Annotated in this window: 18 protein-coding genes and 2 pseudogenes; all 20 read left to right on the forward strand. The window is 41.4% G+C overall.

Annotation, left to right across the window (positions count from 1 at the left end; genetic code table 11):
- Positions 1–124 precede the first annotated feature (124 nt).
- Complete coding sequence (locus tag A3217_RS03345; RefSeq protein ID WP_066387917.1) at positions 125–1,306, forward strand: pyridoxal phosphate-dependent aminotransferase; 1,182 nt, start codon at positions 125–127, stop codon at positions 1,304–1,306.
- Between the two features lie 21 nt (positions 1,307–1,327).
- Positions 1,328–2,905 carry a sialidase family protein gene (locus A3217_RS03350; RefSeq protein WP_066387920.1) on the forward strand — a complete coding sequence of 526 codons (1,578 nt, stop codon included), beginning with the start codon at positions 1,328–1,330 and terminating at the stop codon, positions 2,903–2,905.
- Positions 2,906–2,908: 3 nt separating this feature from the next.
- Complete coding sequence (locus tag A3217_RS03355) at positions 2,909–3,541, forward strand: hypothetical protein (protein WP_066387925.1); 633 nt, start codon at positions 2,909–2,911, stop codon at positions 3,539–3,541.
- A 24-nt stretch (positions 3,542–3,565) separates the two neighbouring features.
- Positions 3,566–5,635: an LTA synthase family protein gene (locus A3217_RS03360; protein ID WP_066387928.1), complete on the forward strand. Its 2,070-nt coding sequence runs from the start codon at positions 3,566–3,568 to the stop codon at positions 5,633–5,635.
- A gap of 9 nt (positions 5,636–5,644) precedes the next feature.
- Complete coding sequence (gene ilvA, locus A3217_RS03365) at positions 5,645–6,880, forward strand: threonine ammonia-lyase (protein ID WP_066387929.1); 1,236 nt, start codon at positions 5,645–5,647, stop codon at positions 6,878–6,880.
- 227 nt (positions 6,881–7,107) lie between these two features.
- Positions 7,108–8,307, forward strand: a complete 1,200-nt coding sequence (locus A3217_RS03370) for an MFS transporter (RefSeq protein WP_231860274.1) — start codon at positions 7,108–7,110, stop codon at positions 8,305–8,307.
- Positions 8,308–8,373: 66 nt separating this feature from the next.
- On the forward strand, positions 8,374–8,865 hold the full coding sequence (gene greA / locus A3217_RS03375) for a transcription elongation factor GreA (RefSeq protein WP_066387930.1): 492 nt from the start codon (positions 8,374–8,376) through the stop codon (positions 8,863–8,865).
- Between the two features lie 9 nt (positions 8,866–8,874).
- A complete protein-coding gene (gene dut, locus A3217_RS03380; protein ID WP_066387932.1) occupies positions 8,875–9,327 on the forward strand; it encodes a dUTP diphosphatase in 453 nt (150 codons plus the stop codon).
- A 24-nt stretch (positions 9,328–9,351) separates the two neighbouring features.
- Entirely contained in the window at positions 9,352–10,017 is a 666-nt protein-coding gene (locus tag A3217_RS03385; RefSeq protein WP_066387936.1) for a hypothetical protein, read from the forward strand.
- Between the two features lie 9 nt (positions 10,018–10,026).
- Complete coding sequence (locus A3217_RS03390; protein WP_066387938.1) at positions 10,027–11,040, forward strand: hypothetical protein; 1,014 nt, start codon at positions 10,027–10,029, stop codon at positions 11,038–11,040.
- Positions 11,040–11,681 (forward strand): type III pantothenate kinase, encoded by a 642-nt coding sequence (locus A3217_RS03395; protein WP_066387941.1) that lies wholly within the window; start codon positions 11,040–11,042, stop codon positions 11,679–11,681. Before A3217_RS03390 ends, A3217_RS03395 begins: the two co-directional genes overlap by 1 nt.
- Positions 11,678–12,286, forward strand: coding sequence for an ATP phosphoribosyltransferase (gene hisG, locus A3217_RS03400; protein WP_066387942.1), 609 nt, complete (start codon positions 11,678–11,680; stop codon positions 12,284–12,286). The genes A3217_RS03395 and hisG overlap by 4 nt, the downstream gene beginning before the upstream one ends.
- Positions 12,283–12,621 (forward strand): hypothetical protein, encoded by a 339-nt coding sequence (locus A3217_RS03405; protein ID WP_066387946.1) that lies wholly within the window; start codon positions 12,283–12,285, stop codon positions 12,619–12,621. Before hisG ends, A3217_RS03405 begins: the two co-directional genes overlap by 4 nt.
- Positions 12,605–14,347, forward strand: coding sequence for an autotransporter outer membrane beta-barrel domain-containing protein (locus A3217_RS03410; protein WP_066387949.1), 1,743 nt, complete (start codon positions 12,605–12,607; stop codon positions 14,345–14,347). Before A3217_RS03405 ends, A3217_RS03410 begins: the two co-directional genes overlap by 17 nt.
- 84 nt (positions 14,348–14,431) lie before the next feature.
- Positions 14,432–15,175: a 3-oxoacyl-ACP reductase FabG gene (fabG, locus tag A3217_RS03415; RefSeq protein WP_066387953.1), complete on the forward strand. Its 744-nt coding sequence runs from the start codon at positions 14,432–14,434 to the stop codon at positions 15,173–15,175.
- A 98-nt stretch (positions 15,176–15,273) separates the two neighbouring features.
- On the forward strand, positions 15,274–15,507 hold the full coding sequence (acpP, locus tag A3217_RS03420) for an acyl carrier protein (protein WP_066387956.1): 234 nt from the start codon (positions 15,274–15,276) through the stop codon (positions 15,505–15,507).
- Between the two features lie 54 nt (positions 15,508–15,561).
- Positions 15,562–16,800, forward strand: coding sequence for a beta-ketoacyl-ACP synthase II (locus tag A3217_RS03425; protein WP_066387958.1), 1,239 nt, complete (start codon positions 15,562–15,564; stop codon positions 16,798–16,800).
- Between the two features lie 9 nt (positions 16,801–16,809).
- The gene (gene accA, locus A3217_RS03430; protein ID WP_066387964.1) at positions 16,810–17,739 is read left to right on the forward strand and encodes an acetyl-CoA carboxylase carboxyl transferase subunit alpha; all 930 of its coding nucleotides are present in this window, start codon (positions 16,810–16,812) and stop codon (positions 17,737–17,739) included.
- 21 nt (positions 17,740–17,760) lie between these two features.
- Positions 17,761–18,087, forward strand: a pseudogene (locus A3217_RS03435) (glycosyltransferase family A protein); the annotation flags it as partial.
- Between the two features lie 359 nt (positions 18,088–18,446).
- A pseudogene (locus A3217_RS09670) lies at positions 18,447–18,518 on the forward strand (hypothetical protein); the annotation flags it as partial.
- Between the last annotated feature and the right edge of the window lie 80 nt (positions 18,519–18,598).

An 18,598-nucleotide genomic window follows, 5' to 3' on the forward strand; every position in this document is an offset into this window, starting at 1 on the left:
AAAAAAATCTCTTAGGTTTTCATTGGAAAAGTTACGGAAATACAAACTCTTAAATAAAGTTAATAAAAGAAAACTTGTAATACAATCGCACGCACAAATCCAAAAATTCATTACGGAGTAGGCAATGAAAAAGAAGGTGTATGCCTCTAGAGTGGAACTTTTAAGTGAGTCTGCGACTATCGCGATAAGTTCTTTGGCGCGTGAGCTAAAGGCGCAGGGGAAAGACATTTTGAGCTTCTCTGCTGGGGAGCCAGATTTTGACACACCTCAAGCCGTGCGCGATGAAGCCGTGCGCGCGCTTAATAGCGGTTTTACGCATTATACTGCGGTTGCTGGGATTCCGGAATTGCTCAAAGCAATAAGCGGGAAGTTGGAGCGCGAAAATGGCTTGTCCTATGCACCAAATGAGATTCTTGTGAGCAATGGCGCGAAGCATTCACTTTTTAATATTTTCCAAGCATTGCTAAATAACGGCGATGAAGTTATTATCCCTGCGCCATTTTGGGTGAGTTACCCAGAGCTTGCTACTTACTGCGGGGCAAAAAGTGTGATTTTGCAAACTGATGAGAGCACAAATTTTAAAATCACGCCAAAGCAGTTGAAAGATTCTCTCACGTCAAAAACTAAGATTCTCGTGCTAAACTCGCCTTCAAATCCCACGGGAATGGTGTATTCAAAGGAAGAATTAGAAGAGATTGCAACGATTCTCAAAGGAAGTGATGTGTGGGTTGTGAGCGATGAGATTTATGAAAAGCTTGTGTATGACGCACAGATGTGTTCCATTGGCTCGCTTAGCGCGGATATGCTAGAGCGTAGCATCGTGGTAAATGGGCTTAGCAAGGCTGTGGCGATGACTGGCTGGCGCGTTGGGTATCTTGCGTGCAAGGATAAGCAGTTGTTGAAATATATGAATAATTTGCAAAGTCAATGCACTTCAAATGTCAATTCTATCGCGCAAAAAGCAAGTATTGTTGCGCTTAATGGTGAGTGTGATGCGGATATTGAGGAAATGCGCCTAGCGTTTAAAGACAGAATGGAATCTGCGTTTAAGCTTTTTAACACACTTCCGGGATTTAGCGTGTTAAAGCCACAGGGTGCGTTTTATTTGTTTGTTAATATTTCAGGCTTACCGCGTTTTGGCGGGGATTCTATGCAATTTTGCAAGGAACTGCTTGAGAATGAGGGCGTGGCACTTGTGCCCGGCTGTGCGTTTGGCAAAGATGGTTATGTGCGTTTTTCATTTGCGTGTTCTATTGATGAGATAACACACGGAATCGAGCGTATTGCGAAGTTTGCGAAGTTTTAAGATTACAAGGTTTTTGGGCGAATGAAGCAAAAGATTGTTTTATTTGTTTTATGTGTGTTCTTTGTGGGCGTTGGGAGCTATTTGCGCTTGCGTGAAAGTGGCTTTGAAGTGAATAATGCACCCTTTGTTACTATGTATTCCCCGCTAGATTCTGCACTTTTAGAATCAGATTTTCAATCCAAATATAATCTCACGCGACAAATCGACGTTCCCACAGGTAGCGATATTTCCCAGCTTAATTTTTTTGAATCTAACACTTACTCGCTTATCCCAAACTTTGAAAAATCCGCGCACGCAAGCACTTTGGTTGATTTGGATTCTCGTCTTATGGTGTTGTTTTTTGCCGGGAGCAGGGAAGGTGCGCGTGATGTGAAAATTTACCAAAGCTTTTTGCCTAAAGGAAGCATACATTGGAGCGAGCCTAGGGTGATTTTAGATGCGCTTACGCTCTCGCGCCTAAGCGGGAAATTTATCAAAAAACTAGGCAATCCTATTGCGTTTAGGGATTCTCTTAATCGTGTGCATATGTTTGTCGTTGGCGTTAGTCTCGGTGGCTGGGCAACAAGTAAGGTGTATCAATTCCTCTTTGATGAGGGTTTAGAGGAGTTGCAATACAAGGGCGAGCTCCATTTGGGTATGTTTTTGAACTTTTCTCATCTTGTGCGCACACCTCCGATTGCGCTAGAAAATGGCGGCTTTATGCTTCCGCTCTATCACGAGTTAGCAAATAAATATCCGCTTGTAGCGTTTTTTGACGCAGATTCTAAACTGCTTTTTACAAAACGTCTTAATTCTTTAAAATCCCAGCTTCAGCCAAGTATTATTGCGCTTAATGAAAGCGAGTGCCTTGCAATGTTTAGAATCCACCGAGGATATGAGAATAAAGCCTTTTTGCAAAAATGCAAAGATTTTGGCAATACTTGGGAAGCGCCGAGCAAGAGCAATATTCAAAACTTTGATAGCTCAAGTGTGTTGCTTGCATTGCCACAGAATCCACCAAAGACCTCGCCGAAGAATCCAAAAAAAGCACAAAAAGATTCTAAAAAATCACAACCTCAAAATAAGCAATCACAAGAATCACAGCAGACACAAGAGCCAAAAAGTGAGGTGCTCTTAATTCACAATGATGGGCTTAGTAATCCATTGCTTTCAATGTATGACCTCTTTTATGAAAAAGTGAGAATCCATCCGCGCGCGAGCATTAGCCTTTTTTACTTGCGCGATGCTGAGAAGGGGATTTTTGAGCGATTGATGACAATTGATGCACTCAAAGATGGCGAGGTGAGCTATCCGTCTGCAAGTTTAGATTCTCAAAATCTTTACATTACCTACACCTATGATAGAACGCAGATAAAATATTCTGTAATCCCGCTAGATAGCATTTTTGAGCTTATCCGACAAAGTCGAGAATCTCTACAAGAAATAGAATCCGCGCACGATTTTTCGTTTATCAAGTCCCAAAATGTGCAGCAAGATTCCCAAAATTTTGTGGATTCCCAAAATCCACAATCCCAGCAAGATATGCTAGATGATGATTTGCTACAAAAGGAGGATTTTATGCAAATCATAGAATACCACTATATGAGTGATGTAGGATAAGTGATGTTTGGCGTTGGTGTGTTGAATTTAGGGGTTTTGGTGTTTTTGTCGCAAGTGCTTTTTAGGCATAAGTTAGCGCGCCTTGCGTTTGTGGTGCTATTTTTTGCGCTAAGTTTTGTGCCATTGGTTGAGGGCTTTAGCACAAATGCTTTGATTTATTCATTTTTTGGTGCGCCGAGCGTGTTTTGCACACTTTTATTGATAGTGTTTCTTTTGAAAAGCTTTGGACTTACATTCTCTTTTTTGAACTATTCGCTTAAGCCTCAAACGCTTTTTTTATTCGCACTTTTTGGCGCGTTGCTCTATCTTGGTGCGCTTAATCTCTTGTCTTTTGATTTGGCGCATTTATCGATTTTAGCTCAAGGCGTGGTTGTATTAATTGTTATTTTCTGTGTTGCGTGCATTGATAGGTTTGCGCTCAAACTCCTTTGCCTAAGTCTTGGGCTATATACACTTGCATTTTGTTTAGAATCTTTTCAACTTTTGCCCCCTCTTTTGGAGGCAGATTTTGCAAATATTTATCTTTTTAGTCTCTATGAGGTTATTATTTGCCCGTATTTGTGGCTATATGCGCTTGGATTCTCAATTTTTGCGTTGCTTAAACGCGCATTGCGCGCTTTGAAGCAAGATTTTTAATTGATTTTCACACAAGGATAGATGATGAAATATAGTTATTTTTTTGGAAAACTTTTATGGAAAAGCTTGATTTTCTTTATATTTTTGTATGTTGTGTGTTTTGGATTTCGTGCGTTTTTTATTTTGTATCTTGGCGTGTGGGGTGGCGCGATAGGGGAGAGTAGCGGAGAATATTTGCAGACTTTTATTAATGGTGCGCGCTATGATGGGCAGATTGTTGGCGCTTTGGCGGTGGTGTATTTTATCCTCGCGCTTTTTCTTGGGACAAGCAGGATTGCTGAATATATAAGGAAGCTATTTGTGAATCTTGTTATTTTTATTTTATGCTTTGTAAATATTGCAAATATCGGCTTTTATCAAATCTATGGCGATGTGTTTAATACGAATCTTTTGGGGCTTATGTTTGATGATAGAATGGCGATTTTTGAAACCGCACTTAGCGGGCAGTATCATTTGGGCGTGAAAATCTTTGCTTGCATTGTGGCAAGTATCGTGCTTATGTGGGTTTTGCGCGCAACTTTTGGTTTGATTGATTTTGTGTATCGCACAAATGAGCCCATAGGCTTGCGTATGCGTCAGAGGCAAGAAAATCATTTGTGGAAAAATTTGGTGCTTTTTTGTGTGTTTGTGTTTGGTGCGCTTTTTGCGATTAATGGGCATTTTGGCTTGCAAGGGATTTCGCTTGGTAAAGAGATTAAACCGGTGGGAAATGTCTTTTTGCGCAAGGCTACAAGTGGCGCGCTACGCGATTTGCACCTTGTGTATAGAGCGTATAGCAAGATTTCGCGTTCTTCTTTTGATGATTATGTGGAGGAAAACCCGATTGTTGCGACGCAAAAATATTTTAATCTTCCAAGCGCGTCAGAAAATATACAATCTCCGCATTCTTATAATCTCCTAGAATTGTTACAAAAAACCTCAAGCAATACAAGCGATGTGCAAATTGAGCATATTTTTTATATTGTTGCTGAAAGTATGAGTGAGTGGCATTTTGATAAGGAGTTTGATGAGCTTAATCTCACAAGCGAGCTTAAAAAGCTCATCACACAAAAGGGCGCATATAAGGCAGATGTGTTTTTGCAAAGTGCTGGGAATACGATTGGGAGCTTAGATTCTCAAATTAGCGGACTTTTGCATACAGAAATCCCGCTAAGCCTTATGGTTGGGCGTATGGAAGAGTTTAAGAGTGCGCCAGCAGTGATTTTTAGGGATTTGGGCTTTAAAACGCATTTTTATTATGGTGGCTCAGGCACTTGGCAAAAGCTTGATAGCTATATCACCGCGCAGGGCTTTGATGATATTTTATACTCTACGCATATTGTTCAAAATGCGAAAAATCTTAACTACCCCAAGCCCTATGAAAACTCGTGGGGTGCGTATGATCATCTTTTATTTTTGTTTGTGCGCGATAGAATCTTGCTTAGTAACGAGCCAAAAACTTTTAATATGATTATGACAACTTCAAATCACCCACCCTATGATGTTCCATTGCAAAGCTTTGGCGCGCCGATGGAGGAGATTGAAGCATTCTTAAAAGCGCATCCAGAAATCATACAAAAATCCACAACAAAACAGATTCTGGGGCATATTTGGTATCAAGATAAGATAATTGCGGGATTTGTCGAAGAGATGAGCGCGCGATTCCCAAATAGTATTTTTGTGATAACAGGCGATCATTATGATAGGGAATACCCCTTTGCTGGGGCAAATGTGCGTATAAATAATAGTGTGCCACTCATCATTTACGCACCAAAGCTTAATCCTGTGCTTATTTCTAGCGTTGGTTCGCATATTGATATTACACCGACTTTGGTTGAGCTCACCGCACCAAATGGCTATAAATACGCAAGTTTTGGTGCGCCACTTTTAAGCAATAAAATGATGGTGTATGAGGACAAAAATGAGGCACTTGGACTTCAGGCGGTTGCTACGGATAGATTTGTTTATGATGGATACAAGATTGAATATTTCGGCGATGGGTTACAGCGTGCTAAGGATACGCAACACGCACAGGAGCTTTTTTCTGATTTGCAACGAGCAAGGGCGCTAAGTTGGTGGATTCTCAAAAATGGCTATAAAATAGAACAAAATTAAGGAGAATATATGAAACTACTTTCTTTGGAATTAATTACGCAAGCACATAAACGCTTGGAGGGCATCATCACCTATAATGCGCTCTCCTACGCACCGCGTCTAAGTAAAATGGCAAATGCACAAGTTTTTTTAAAAAAGGAGAATCTTCAGCTCACAGGCGCATTTAAAATACGTGGGGCGTTTAATAAGCTTGCAAGTCTTAAGGAAGTGGATATTGTCAATAAAACGCAGATTCTTGAACAAGGCGTGATTTGTGCGAGTGCTGGGAATCACGCGCAAGGTGTGGCGTATGCAGCGCAACACTTCAAAACGCGCGCAGTGATTGTGATGCCTGAAGCCACACCTTTGCTAAAGGTTACCGGCACAAAGGCGATGGGCGCGGAAGTTGTGCTCGCGGGAAATAATTATGACGAAGCTTATGCTTACGCACTCAATCTTGCAAAAGAGCGTAACCTCACCTTTATCCACCCCTTTGCAGATAGCGAAGTCATTGCAGGGCAGGGCAGTATCGCGCTTGAAATGGTAGAGGAAGAAAAGCTTGATATTGTAGTCGTGCCAATAGGTGGCGGTGGGCTCATTAGTGGGATTGCAAGCGCGTATAAGGCGCTAAGTCCTAGCACGAAGATTGTCGGCGTGAATGCTAAGGGCGCAAATGCGATGAAAAATAGCTTTTATCAAAAAAAGATTCTCAACTCTCAGGCTGTGCGTACCATCGCTGATGGTATCGCTGTGCGCGATGTGAATGAGGGTGTGTTTGAGTGTATTTTGCAGGGCGTTGATGAGATTGTTGAGGTTGATGATGAGGAAATCGCAAGCGCTATTCTCTTTTTGCTAGAATCTCAAAAGCTTGTCGTTGAGGGTGCTGGAGCAGCTGGTGTGGCGGCACTTTTGCATCATAAGCTTGATTTAGAGCCGCGTCAAAAGGTTGGTGTTGTGCTAAGTGGTGGAAATATCGATGTAACAATGCTAAATATCATCATCGAAAAGGCGTTGTTAAAAAGCGACAGAAAGATGAAGTTTCAAGTTATTTTGGTTGATAAACCCGGAAGCTTGCAAAAGCTCACAGAATTGCTTACACAAGAGGGGGCAAATATTGTGTTTATCAACTATTCTCGCGTAAGCACGAAGCTTGAATATGGTGATGCGATTGTAGAGCTCGCACTTGAAATCAAGGGCAAGGAGCATAAAGAATCTATCCAGCGCGTGCTTTTAGAGCACGGATACAAATTTAGTGAAATGTTTTGAATCTAGTGAAACTTTATTGAAAATATTTATGATAAGTGATTTTCAAATTCGGCACTTGTGCGACAAGCTCGCGCAGCTTTATTGCAAGGTAGCGTTTGCGGATTTCAGCTTCATCAATGTTCTTAGGCGCGTGAAAGCATTTTAAAGCCAAATTTTGATAGAATCCGCGCCTTTTTTGGAAATCCCACACATCATTTTGCGATATATTTTACAAATAAGGAATACAAATGAAAGCGCGCATTTTTGGGCTTTTTAGGAAGTTTGGCAATATGGATTCTTCAGCTAAGACAATTCTTATTTTAGCGCTTAGCTCCTTTTGTATGGGCGTTACGGAGTTTATTATTTCAGGCGTGCTTTTGGAGGTGCAGGAGTATTTTCACATTGACGCGCATAAGGCTGGTTATCTCACAACTGCATACGCTGTGGGCGTGGTGATTGGCGCACCGATACTCACAATCCCACTAAGCTCGTTTAATCGCAAGATTCAGCTTTTGCTCAATCTTTTTGTTTTTGCGATGGCAAATCTCGTGATTTATCTAAGTGATAATTTTACGCTTAATGTTTTTGCGCGTTTTGTGGCTGGCACACAACACGGCGTGTTTTTTGTGATTGCGACGCTCACAGCTTTGCAAGTAAGTCCTAAGGGCAAAGAATCTAGTAATCTTGCGCTTATGGTTTCAGGGCTCACTATCGCGCTTGTTAGCGGTGTGCCACTAGGCACTTTCATAGGCGAGGCATTTGGATTCAAGGCGATTTTTTTGCTTATTTTTATTTTCACAAGTATCGCTGGCACAAGCGCGCTTATCTTTATGTCAAGCGATATTAAGGGCGCACAGACGCGCATTATTTATGTGTTTAAAGCGCTTTTAATCCCAAAACTGCTTAAGGTGTATTTGATTACGATTTGCACCTGTGGCGGGGCGTTTGTGCTTTATACTTATTTGAGTGAGTTGCTTGTCAAAAAGGTTGGATTCTCTCAAAGCGCAATGGGCTTTATTTTGTTAGCGTATGGCGGGTTTGCGATTTTGGGGAATCTCTATGGTGGGCGACTTGCAGATTCTAAAGGAAGCATTGCTTCGCTCAAGATTATCCTTATCGCGCAGGTGCTAATTTTTGCGCTTGTGAGTGTGAGCTATCATTGGGAGTGGCTTTTAGTGGCAAATATCTGTCTTATGGGATTTATTGGGTTTGCAGGGATTTCACCACTTAAGCTCAATGCGATGAATAATGCCAAAAAATACACACCGGATTTTATGGACAGCTCGGTGAGTGTAAATGAAGCGGCTTTCAATGTGGGGATTGCACTTGCTAATCAAATCGGCGGGCTTGTTGTCATCGCACCAACGCTTGGTATTACTTTTAATCCGATTTTTGCCGCACTTTTTGTCCTTCCTGCACTTGTTGCGTTGTTTATTGGGGAAAAGTGAGTTTAAACTCTTAAACGCATTTTTAGTCTAATTTGTTATGATTACGAAAAATTTTTGGAGAAAAAAATGTCAAAAGAACCAATGACGGAATATGGTTATCAAAAGCTCTGCGCGGAGTTAAAGGATTTGCAAGATGTGCAACGTCCGCAAAATGTGAAAGAAATCGATATTGCACGCTCGCACGGAGACTTGAAAGAAAACGCTGAATACCACGCCGCAAGGGAAAAGCAGGCTTTTATAGAATCGCGCATAGCTGAGCTAGGAAACATACTCGCAAATGCGCAAATAATCGACCCCAGCACACTAGAGCATAAAAAGGTGAGTTTTGGCTCGAGTGTAAAAATCCTCAATCTCGACTCCGAGCAGGAGTCTAGCTATATCATCGTAGGAAGTTTAGAATCTGACCCACAAAGAGGCTTTATCTCTATCACTTCACCTATCGCGCGCAATCTCCTTGGCAAGGAAGTAGGCGAGGAAGTAACTATCAAGCTTCCAAGCGGGGAGAGTGATTTTGAAATTCTTGAAGTGGGTTATAAACCTTTTAGTTTAGAATCTTAGGTGTTTTACGTGTTTATAAAGATCAAAAAACTTCACAAAAATGCTATAATCCCGCAGTATCAAACCGCGCAATCTGCGGGTTTTGACTTGCATGCGTTGGAATCTAGTGTGCTGAAAGCAGGAAATCACGCGCTTGTGGCGACGGGGCTTGCTTTTGAGATAGAGGATGGCTATGAAGTGCAAGTGCGTCCGCGCAGTGGCTTAGCACTCAAAAATGGCATAAGCGTGTTAAACACGCCCGGCACAATTGATAGCGACTATCGCGGGGAGATTAAAATCATTTTGATGAATTTTTCAAACGAGGATTTTATTATCAATGCAGGCGATAGAATCGCGCAAGCTGTGGTGTCAAAAGTCTATCAAGCGGAATTTGAGATTGTGGAGTTTCTAAGTGATACAAGGCGTGGGAGCGGGGGCTTTGGCTCAAGTGGCGTGACAAAAGAGGGAAACTATCAACAATAAATCTTACAAACTAAGGAAATTGCAATGAGCGTAAAATCGGATTTATCGCAGTTTAAAAATGCACTTGATACGGACGGGCAGATTTTAGAATCTGCTTTTAGATTTGAAATTTTTGCGCGCCGTCATCGTAAAAAACTCATCGCTCTTGGCGTGATTGTCGCGCTTGGTATCGTGTGTGGGGTGGCGTATAGTTTTGTTTCAGAATCTAAAATACAGAAAGCAAATATCGCGTATGAGGCACTTTTGGCGTTACCAAATGAACTGGATGCGCGCACGAGTGCGAAGGAATTGCTAGAGACTTTGAAGCAAAATAATAAGGCGTTATATGAATTTTACCTTTTCACACATATCAAAAATGATGACGCGGTGCTAAAGGAGTTAGCGGATTCTAAGAATGAATTTATCGCTACAATGTCGCGGTATTACTTGGGGCAAATGGAGCTTGCAAATGCGCTGGAGAGTAAAGATTCTAATCCACGCACGGAGGAGTCTGCGAATAAAGATTTAAGCGCGATTTTTGCTTCGTTAGAATCTCTGAAAAATAAGGATTTAAAAGAATGGCTTTTATTACAAGAAGCAGCGCTACTTTTAGAGCAGGGGCGCGTGCAGGAGGCAAAGAGTAAAACAGCGTTTATCGATATGCAATCTAGCCTTAGCGTGCTTGCAAATCTTATCAAGCATTACAAGTAAGGGCGCGCGATGAGAAAAAGGGCTGTTTATTGCGGAATCTGCGCGCTGTGCGTGCTTGTGTTTTTGAGTGCGTGTTCGCAAAAGAAATATTTTGAGCCAAAAGATGTGAGTTTGAGCGCGCAGTTTGAGGGCAAGCTTCCCGATTCAATTCAAAGTGTATCGCGCTATGGTGCGATTTTAGAAAACCTAGAACTTTTGGAATCTCATGGCGAGATTAATCTTAAATTACAAAAAAATCAACGCTTTTTAGCACGCGATGGCGGGCTGTATCTTTTGCAAAATGAGTGTAAAAATCTCGCGTTGTTGGAGAGTGAAAGCAAGAATCTAAGCGAGATTAGTTTTGAAAGTTGCGTGGTGAGCGCGAGTATGAGTGTTTCACAGAATCTGTTGGCGTTTGTGAGCTCGGAAAATACGTTGTTTTTGTATGATTTAAGAGAAAAAAAAGAAATTTTTAATCAAAAGCTAAGTCCGGCTATTGCGATAAATTCCCTCGCAAGTGCGCCTATTATCACGCAAACGCAGGTAATTTTCCCAAGCCTTGATGGGAAGATTCTTATCTTTGATTTGCGCTCAAAAATCATTACGCGTGATATTCTTATTCAAAGCGATAAATTTTTTAACAATATTATTTATTTGTATGCGAAAAATGATCTCATTATCGCCGCGACTCAAAGGCGCATAAGTATGATTTTAAGCAACGCAAGGAGCTTCAACTACGATGGGGATTTCATCGATATGCTTGTGAGTGAGAACAAAATTTATGTACTGACAAATGACGGCAAGATTTTAGAGCTTGATAACACACTCAAACTTTTGCGCGAATTAAAGCTTGATTACGCGCATTTTAGGGGCATTGTGATAAAGGATAAAAAGCTTTATACTTTAGAATCTGCAAAATATCTCATCGAGCTTGATTTGCAAAGTTTCTTGCCTGTGATTTATAAGGTCAAATTGCCGAGCAAAAAAAATCTTTTCTACACGCAAGATAGTCTTTATTATGACGGACGCTTTAAGAGGTTTTGATGGTTTTTTGCGACATTGGTAATAGCTGCTTACATTTTTTTTACAAAGGGAGAATCTGGCGAGAATCCCCGCAAAAAATCGCTCCAAAGCGTCAAGATGTGCCAATATTTTATATTAGTGTCAATCCAAAATCCGAGCAAAAACTTCTAAGCTCTCACAAAAAATGTATTAATTTAGCACCGTATTTTGCGCTCAATACCGCTTATCGTGGTATAGGTATTGATAGAGTGGCGGCGTGCGTGGGTATAGAAAATGGGCTTATAGTCGATGCAGGAAGCGCGATAACTATTGATATAATGCAAGCAGGTGTGCATTTGGGCGGATTCATACTGCCCGGGCTCCGCGCGTATAGGAATCTTTATAAAAGTATTTCATCGGCACTTGCACAGGATTTCGACTTAGCTATTGATTTGGACGCATTGCCTCAAAGCACGCGTACGGCTATCAGCTTTGGGAGTATTAAAAGTATCGTATTGATGATAAAAGACAGTGCGAAAGAGAAAAAAATCATTTTCACCGGTGGCGATGGGAAGTTTTTTAGTCGTTTTTTTGAAGATAGTATGTTTGATGATACGATTATTTTTAAAGGAATGCAAAAGGCGTATGAAAATTATTTGGCACAAAAAGGAGAGGGCGTATGATAACGATTGCATTGCCAAAGGGGCGCATTGCAAAGGAAAGCTTGGAGCTTTTTTCTAGGATTTTTGGTGGAGATTTTGTTTTTGAAGATAGGAAGTTGGTGTTACAAAAAGAGAACTTTACTTTTTTGCTTGTGCGTAGTCAAGATGTGCTTACTTATGTGCATTATAGGGCGGCAGATATTGGTGTCGTGGGCTTAGATGTGATTGAAGAATCTCAACACAATGTATTAAAACTGCTTGATTTGCAAATTGGCAAGTGTAAGGTTGTCATCGGCTCTGAAGTGGGCAAAAGTATCGATTATCAAAAACCACAGATTAAAATTGCTACAAAAATGCCCCACATCACGCATAAATATTTTTCTAAAAAGGCAATTCCTATTGAAATTATAAAACTCTATGGGAGTATTGAGCTAGCGCCTCTTGTGGGGTTGAGTGATGGGATTGTGGATATTGTGGAGACTGGAAACACGATGAGGCAAAATAATCTCAAAATTGATGAAGTGATTATGGAATCTTCAGCATATCTTATCGCAAATCAAAATAGCTTTTATCAAAAGCAAGAGGAGATTCTCTCTTTGAGCGGGCGTTTGGGTGCGCTTGTATGAGGGTTTTTCAACTTTGTCTTTGTACGCTACTAGCGCACAGCGTGGCGTTTTGTGAGTGGATAATGTTTAGCGATTCAAAGGATACTTATATTTATAATAACCAAAGCGGGGAGATTTTTATCCGTCACAAAATGGGTGGGGAAAATTATGAGGATTTGTTTGTGCGTATGCCACGAGGCGCGTATCCAAACGAAGTAAGGAAAGATTCTAAAACATTGAGTGTGCAATCGCCAAAAAATCCGCAAGTTGATAAAGATGATAAAGACCTAGAACAGCGCAAGCTTGATGCGTTGAAAAAATCCCAAGAAGCATTAAATAATGCGTTTGAGTTTTAAACTTTTTGTGCTATTGCAAATGGGCTTGATATGCGTTTGTGGCATAGATAAGGTGATTTTAGAAGGGCAGAGCGAGAGCTTTAGCGGGGATTATAGTAATGATAGTGCTTCAAGTTTGACTTTGGGTGAGCGCGCGAGCTTTGCTATAAGTGGTGCGTTTAGTAATCAAGGGAATCTAAGATTAGATTCTGGTGCGCACATTGTTGTTGATGGCGCATTCACGCATACTGGGAATCTTAGCTTTTCACTCACGCAAAACAACAGCTTTGGCTCTATAAGTGCGCAGAGTGTGAGTTTTAGTACAAATGCTAAAATCACACTTGTCCCAAATGCTGTGCTTTTTGGCGTGAGCCCTTATGTGTTGATAACTTCCACCGAGCCTGTGGCACAAGCACCCCAAAATCTCATAAAATTTGAATCTACTTCGCCTTACGCGCAGTATATTACTCTAGTACAGGTGCAGGAGGCAAACTCTTTGGGCGCGAGCTTTGCGCTTAATACTCAAGCAAAGACTCAAAGCACGCAGGTAATTTTAAATACACTCAATAAGCAAGAAATCGTGCAAAGTCTGCAAACTTACGAGCCAAATGCGCTTAGGTTGTTTGACTTTTTGAAAGATACTAATGAAATTTATGGTGTGGGTATGCTAAGCGCATTGCTTGCAGACAACGCACTTGAAAATGGCAAAATCATTATGGATTCTCTCAAAACAAGTGCGCGGGATTTGCGCACCCTTAGTCAGTATGACGTGCTTATGTTGCATTGGAATGTGCCGGATATGGGTATGCAGCTACGCTCAAGAATGGGGGAAAATCAAAAGAGCGCGAGCTTTGCCTCGCTTGTGATGGGAAGCGCGAGCTTTGGTAAGAGAGAGCAGAGTCTCTTTGGATTTAATGCCGGAGTTGATAGGAAATTTTTAGATTCTCTTTTGCTTGGGGCGTTTGTGGGCTATGTCAGCGGGGGTGATGATTATAGAATCCTTAATCGCACGAGCAGTCAAAACTTCTCTGTTGGCGCGTATGGGAGGCTTTATAGCGCGCATAATGAGCTGGATTTTTTGTTGTATGGGGGTGCTGGGCTCAATCAATCCTTGCGAAATTTTGTGCTTTTTAATCGCGCAGATTCTCAAAGTAGCACTTCTGCGCCTTTCATCGCGGGCGCGAAACTGCGCTATGGCTATGTATTTGATTTTGCTCTTCCGCGCGTGAAACATATTCTTAAGCCCTTGCTTGGAATCCACGCGTATTATTATGAGCGCGATTCTTTTGATGAAAATGGAAATCTGCCTTTTTATGTGGGTGCTGAGTGTCTCTTTTTTCAAACGCTAGAAGCTGGCTTTGAATACAAAATTTCACTTCTCAAAAATACGCAAGAATTGACGCGAAATTTGACGCAGGATAGAAATGATGCGCCTTTAGAATCTACCAAAATGCAAACTCCGCAAAGCTTTTTGTTTTTTGCTTCAAGTATTGAATGGCTTTTAGATTCTAAGCAAAATACTTTCAGCGTGCAACTCGCAGGCTCAAATATTACGTTAAATGTTGAGAATCTAGCTCCACCAAAAGGTTTTGTAAATGTTCTTATAGGTGGGGAGTTAGCCTACAAAAAGCGCTTAAGCTTCCGCGTAAATGCTCGCTACAAAACCGCGCTATATTCCCAAGAATCCTTGCTTGCAAATATGCTCAATTTTGAAGCAAGCGTAAAATTTGGCTTTAGTTCTTACTAATGGAATTTTTGGGCTTAGATTTCACCTTTTGAATATTTTTCGCTACACTTGCAGATCTTTAATTTAAATTTAAAAGGAAAATAAATGACTTTTAGCGGTAAAAATGTCCTTGTTACAGGAGCAGGTAAGAGCATAGGTGCTGAAATCGCGCGTGTGCTGGCTAAACTTGGATTGAAAGTGTGGATCAATTATAGAAGTAAGCCAGAGCTTGCTGATGCCTTGCAAAAAGAAATTGAGCAAAATGGGGGGCAAGCAGCAGTTATCGCCTTTGACGCGACAGATGAAGAGGCATTTGTGGGTGCGATTAAGGCGATTGTGGAGAGTGATGGGGGATTAAGCTATCTTGTGAATAACGCTGGAATCACAAACGATAAGCTTGCTATTAGAATGAGCACGGAGGATTTTATGAGCGTGGTTGATGCGAATTTGAAGTCTGCCTTTATCGGCTCTAGAGAATCTCTTAAAGTTATGAGCAAGCAGCGCTTTGGCTCTGTGGTGAATATCGCTTCAATCATCGGTGAGCGCGGAAATGCAGGGCAGAGTAACTATGCAGCGAGCAAAGGCGGAATGATAGCGATGACAAAAAGTTTTGCCTATGAGGGTGCGCCACGCAATGTGCGCTTTAATTGCATTACACCGGGCTTTATACGCACTGATATGACAGAATCGCTCAAGGATGAGGTTAAAGAAAATTATGTCAAAAACATTCCACTTGCGCGCTTTGGCGAGACAAGGGAAGTGGCAAGTGTCGTGGCATTCCTTTTAAGTGATGAATCAAGCTACATCACGGGCGAAATAATCAAGGTCAATGGTGGGCTTTATATGTAGGCTTTTTGCAAGTTTTATGCAAACTTTAAGCTTATTTTTGTTTTTCTTTATTATAATTACGCCTTGTCAAAAATAAACCTAAACAAAAAGGAGAGATTATGGCGCTGTTTGATGATGTCAAAGCGGTAATTGTAGAGCAACTTAGCGTAAGTGCTGATGAGGTAAAATTGGAATCTAACTTTATTGATGATTTAAATGCGGATTCTCTTGATGTAGTTGAGATGATTATGGCGTTAGAAGAAAAGTTTGGTATTGAAATACCAGACCAAGATGCGGAAGGCATTAAAACCGTTAAAGATGTTGTTGATTACATCGAAAAACACAAAAAATAACCTCACAGATTCCCAATTTTGGGGATCTTTATAAAAATCTTTCAAGGAGAATATGTGCGTCGAGTAGTAGTAACAGGATTAGGAATGATTAATTCGTTGGGACTTAATAGAGGCGATTCTTTTAAAGCTATAATTGATGGTAAGTGTGGGATTAAAAGAATCTCTTTATTCGATGCGGAGAATTTCCCCGTAAAGATTGCAGGCGAGATTGAAGGATTTAATCCCGAAGAGGTGATGGATCCAAAAGAGGTGAAAAAAGCTGAGCGTTTCATACAACTGGGCTTAAAAGCATCTAGGGAAGCGTTGCTTGATTGTGGATTATTGCAAAGTGATGGTAAGGTGAGCGAGGCGCTTGCTGATAATTTTGGCGTGAGCTGTGGTTCGGGCATTGGCGGACTTGGGAATATTGAGCGCAATTCAATTGCTTGCTTTGAAAAAGGTCCGCGCAGAATAAGCCCATTTTTCATCCCTTCAGCGCTTGTCAATATGCTAGGAGGCTTTACTTCTATCGAGTTTGGGATTAAGGGAGCAAATCTCGCGAGCGTTACAGCTTGCGCGGCTGGCACACACGCGATTATCGAAGCAGCAAAAAGCATTATGGTAAATGAAGTAGACAAAATGCTTGTGGTTGCCTCAGAATCTGCTATTTGCCCTGTTGGGATTGGTGGTTTTGCCGCGATGAAAGCGCTTTGCGATAGAAATGATGAGCCACAAGTCGCGTCACGACCATTTGATAAAGACAGGAGCGGTTTTGTGATGGGCGAAGGCGCAGGCGCGCTTGTTTTGGAAGAGTATGAGAGTGCAAAAGCGCGTGGTGCGAAAATCTATGCGGAATTGGTCGGCTTTGGTGAAAGTGGCGATGCAAACCACATCACCACACCAGCACCCGGTGGGGAGGGTGCGTTACGCGCAATGAAAGCAGCACTCAAAATGGCAAATACAAAAATCGACTATGTCAATGCGCACGGCACGAGTACAGCGTATAACGATCTTTTTGAAACAATGGCGCTTAAAGCAGTCTTTGGTTCAAAAGATTCTGTTCCGCCGGTAAGCTCTACAAAAGGGCAAATTGGGCATTGTCTCGGTGCCGCGGGTGGCTTAGAAGCCGTTATTTCTATTATGGCGATACAAGAAGGCGTCTTGCCTCCTACGATTAATTATCAAACACCTGACCCTGAATGCGATTTGGATTATATCCCAAATGTCGCTAGAGAGGCTAAAGTAGATGTTGTGATGAGCAACTCTTTTGGCTTTGGCGGGACAAATGGCGTTGTAATTTTTAAAAGGTTGTAAGTAAAGACTATGGCAACTTACTTAGATTTCGAGCAAAAACTTAAGGCTATTCAGGATGATATAGAATCTGCCATAATCAGAGGTGATACTCATGCTCAAGAGATTCTTCAAAAAGCCTTGCAAAAAGAGATTGCTCAAGTTTATAGCGGTATGAGTGATTATCAAAAGCTTCAGCTCGCGCGTCACCCAGATCGCCCGTATGCGATGGATTATATCGAGCTTATTTTGAAAGATAAATATGAAATTTGTGGCGATAGGCATTTTCACGATGATAAAGCGATTGTGTGTTTTATCGGTAAGATTGGCGAGCAGAGCACGGTGGTTATCGGCGAGGAAAAGGGACGCGGGACAAAAAACAAGCTTATGCGAAATTTTGGTATGCCTCACCCTGAAGGCTACAGAAAGGCTTTGCGCGTTGCGAAGTTGGCTGAGAAATTTAAACTTCCATTACTTATGCTTGTGGATACTTCTGGTGCATATCCGGGTATTGGCGCGGAAGAGCGTGGGCAGAGTGAGGCGATTGCCAAGAATCTGCAAGAGTTTGCCGCGCTTAAAACACCCACGATATCTATCGTCATTGGCGAAGGTGGGAGCGGAGGTGCGCTGGCTATAGGTGTGGCTGATAGATTAGCGATGATGCAGTATTCTATTTTTAGCGTTATCTCGCCGGAGGGCTGTGCAGCGATTTTGTGGAATGACCCAAGCAAGCTAGAAACTGCGACAAAGGCGCTCAAAATCACACCCGATGAGCTAAAAAAGCTCAATCTCATAGATTCTGTTGTCCAAGAACCGAGTATTGGCGCACACCGCGATAAACACAATGCCGCAAAGGCGATTGAAGAATATTTCCTTAATGAACTTGAAGAAATAAAGCAAGATGAATCCTATCTTGACAAACGTTACGAGAAGCTTATGCGCTATGGCGTCTTTGGCGGATAGGACTTAGAATTAAGGCTTTTGATGAATCAAGAATCTCAAAATTCCCCCCAACCCAATCAAAAGCAAGAAAAGAAAGTAGGCGTAGTTATCCCAATCTACAATGTGGAGCAATATTTAAGAGAATGCTTAGATTCTGTAATCAATCAAACCTATAAGAATCTACATATAGTTTTAGTCAATGATGGAAGCACAAAAGCACAGAATCTAGAAATAGCAAAAGAATATGTTTTAAGAGATTCTCGCTTTGTCCTCCTTGATAAAGAAAATGGAGGACTAAGCAGTGCTAGAAATGTAGGGATTGAATATTTCAGTGGGAATATAACACTGCAAAAAAGCAATATTGAGGAATACAAAAGCCAAGACAAACAAAACATAAGCAAAAAAGAAACAGGATTTGCTAAGAGAATCCTAAATGAGCAAATAGGGGGGGGGATAATACTAGTTTAAAAGCTACAAACCCAATCAACCAACAAAATACAAAGTATGAACGCGAAGCGGAGCCAAGCGGGATTCACTCCCGCGCAGGCGATAGCATTGAAGGAATAAAAGCTCTACAAACCTATGAAGTTACAAACCCAAATCCCTATAATATTAAGAAAGTCTTTACACAAGCTAGCAAAGCACAAGAAAATACTTTGCAAAATGACACCAAAAACTCTCTAAACTCTCTAAACTCTTTAGAATCCACACATACCATTCATATTTCTCCACATATTGATTACATTATCTTTTTGGATTCTGATGATTATTGGGAAAAGGAATGTGTAGAGGAGTGTGTGAGGGGATTTGCTAGATGCGAGGAGCGGGGCGAAAGTGTGGAGATTGTGTGGTTTGAATTTTCTTGTTTGCGTAATGGCAG

It is taken from the genome of Helicobacter himalayensis, from assembly GCF_001602095.1.
Lineage (GTDB): Bacteria > Campylobacterota > Campylobacteria > Campylobacterales > Helicobacteraceae > Helicobacter_F > Helicobacter_F himalayensis.

Coding starts and splice junctions, on each gene's coding strand:
- A3217_RS03345 (WP_066387917.1), top strand. CDS start 125: ATGAAAAAGAAGGTGTATGCCTCTAGAGTGGAACTTTTAAGTGAGTCT.
- A3217_RS03350 (WP_066387920.1), top strand. CDS start 1,328: ATGAAGCAAAAGATTGTTTTATTTGTTTTATGTGTGTTCTTTGTGGGC.
- A3217_RS03355 (WP_066387925.1), top strand. CDS start 2,909: ATGTTTGGCGTTGGTGTGTTGAATTTAGGGGTTTTGGTGTTTTTGTCG.
- A3217_RS03360 (WP_066387928.1), top strand. CDS start 3,566: ATGAAATATAGTTATTTTTTTGGAAAACTTTTATGGAAAAGCTTGATT.
- ilvA (WP_066387929.1), top strand. CDS start 5,645: ATGAAACTACTTTCTTTGGAATTAATTACGCAAGCACATAAACGCTTG.
- A3217_RS03370 (WP_231860274.1), top strand. CDS start 7,108: ATGAAAGCGCGCATTTTTGGGCTTTTTAGGAAGTTTGGCAATATGGAT.
- greA (WP_066387930.1), top strand. CDS start 8,374: ATGTCAAAAGAACCAATGACGGAATATGGTTATCAAAAGCTCTGCGCG.
- A3217_RS03385 (WP_066387936.1), top strand. CDS start 9,352: ATGAGCGTAAAATCGGATTTATCGCAGTTTAAAAATGCACTTGATACG.
- A3217_RS03390 (WP_066387938.1), top strand. CDS start 10,027: ATGAGAAAAAGGGCTGTTTATTGCGGAATCTGCGCGCTGTGCGTGCTT.
- A3217_RS03395 (WP_066387941.1), top strand. CDS start 11,040: ATGGTTTTTTGCGACATTGGTAATAGCTGCTTACATTTTTTTTACAAA.
- hisG (WP_066387942.1), top strand. CDS start 11,678: ATGATAACGATTGCATTGCCAAAGGGGCGCATTGCAAAGGAAAGCTTG.
- A3217_RS03405 (WP_066387946.1), top strand. CDS start 12,283: ATGAGGGTTTTTCAACTTTGTCTTTGTACGCTACTAGCGCACAGCGTG.
- A3217_RS03410 (WP_066387949.1), top strand. CDS start 12,605: ATGCGTTTGAGTTTTAAACTTTTTGTGCTATTGCAAATGGGCTTGATA.
- fabG (WP_066387953.1), top strand. CDS start 14,432: ATGACTTTTAGCGGTAAAAATGTCCTTGTTACAGGAGCAGGTAAGAGC.
- acpP (WP_066387956.1), top strand. CDS start 15,274: ATGGCGCTGTTTGATGATGTCAAAGCGGTAATTGTAGAGCAACTTAGC.
- accA (WP_066387964.1), top strand. CDS start 16,810: ATGGCAACTTACTTAGATTTCGAGCAAAAACTTAAGGCTATTCAGGAT.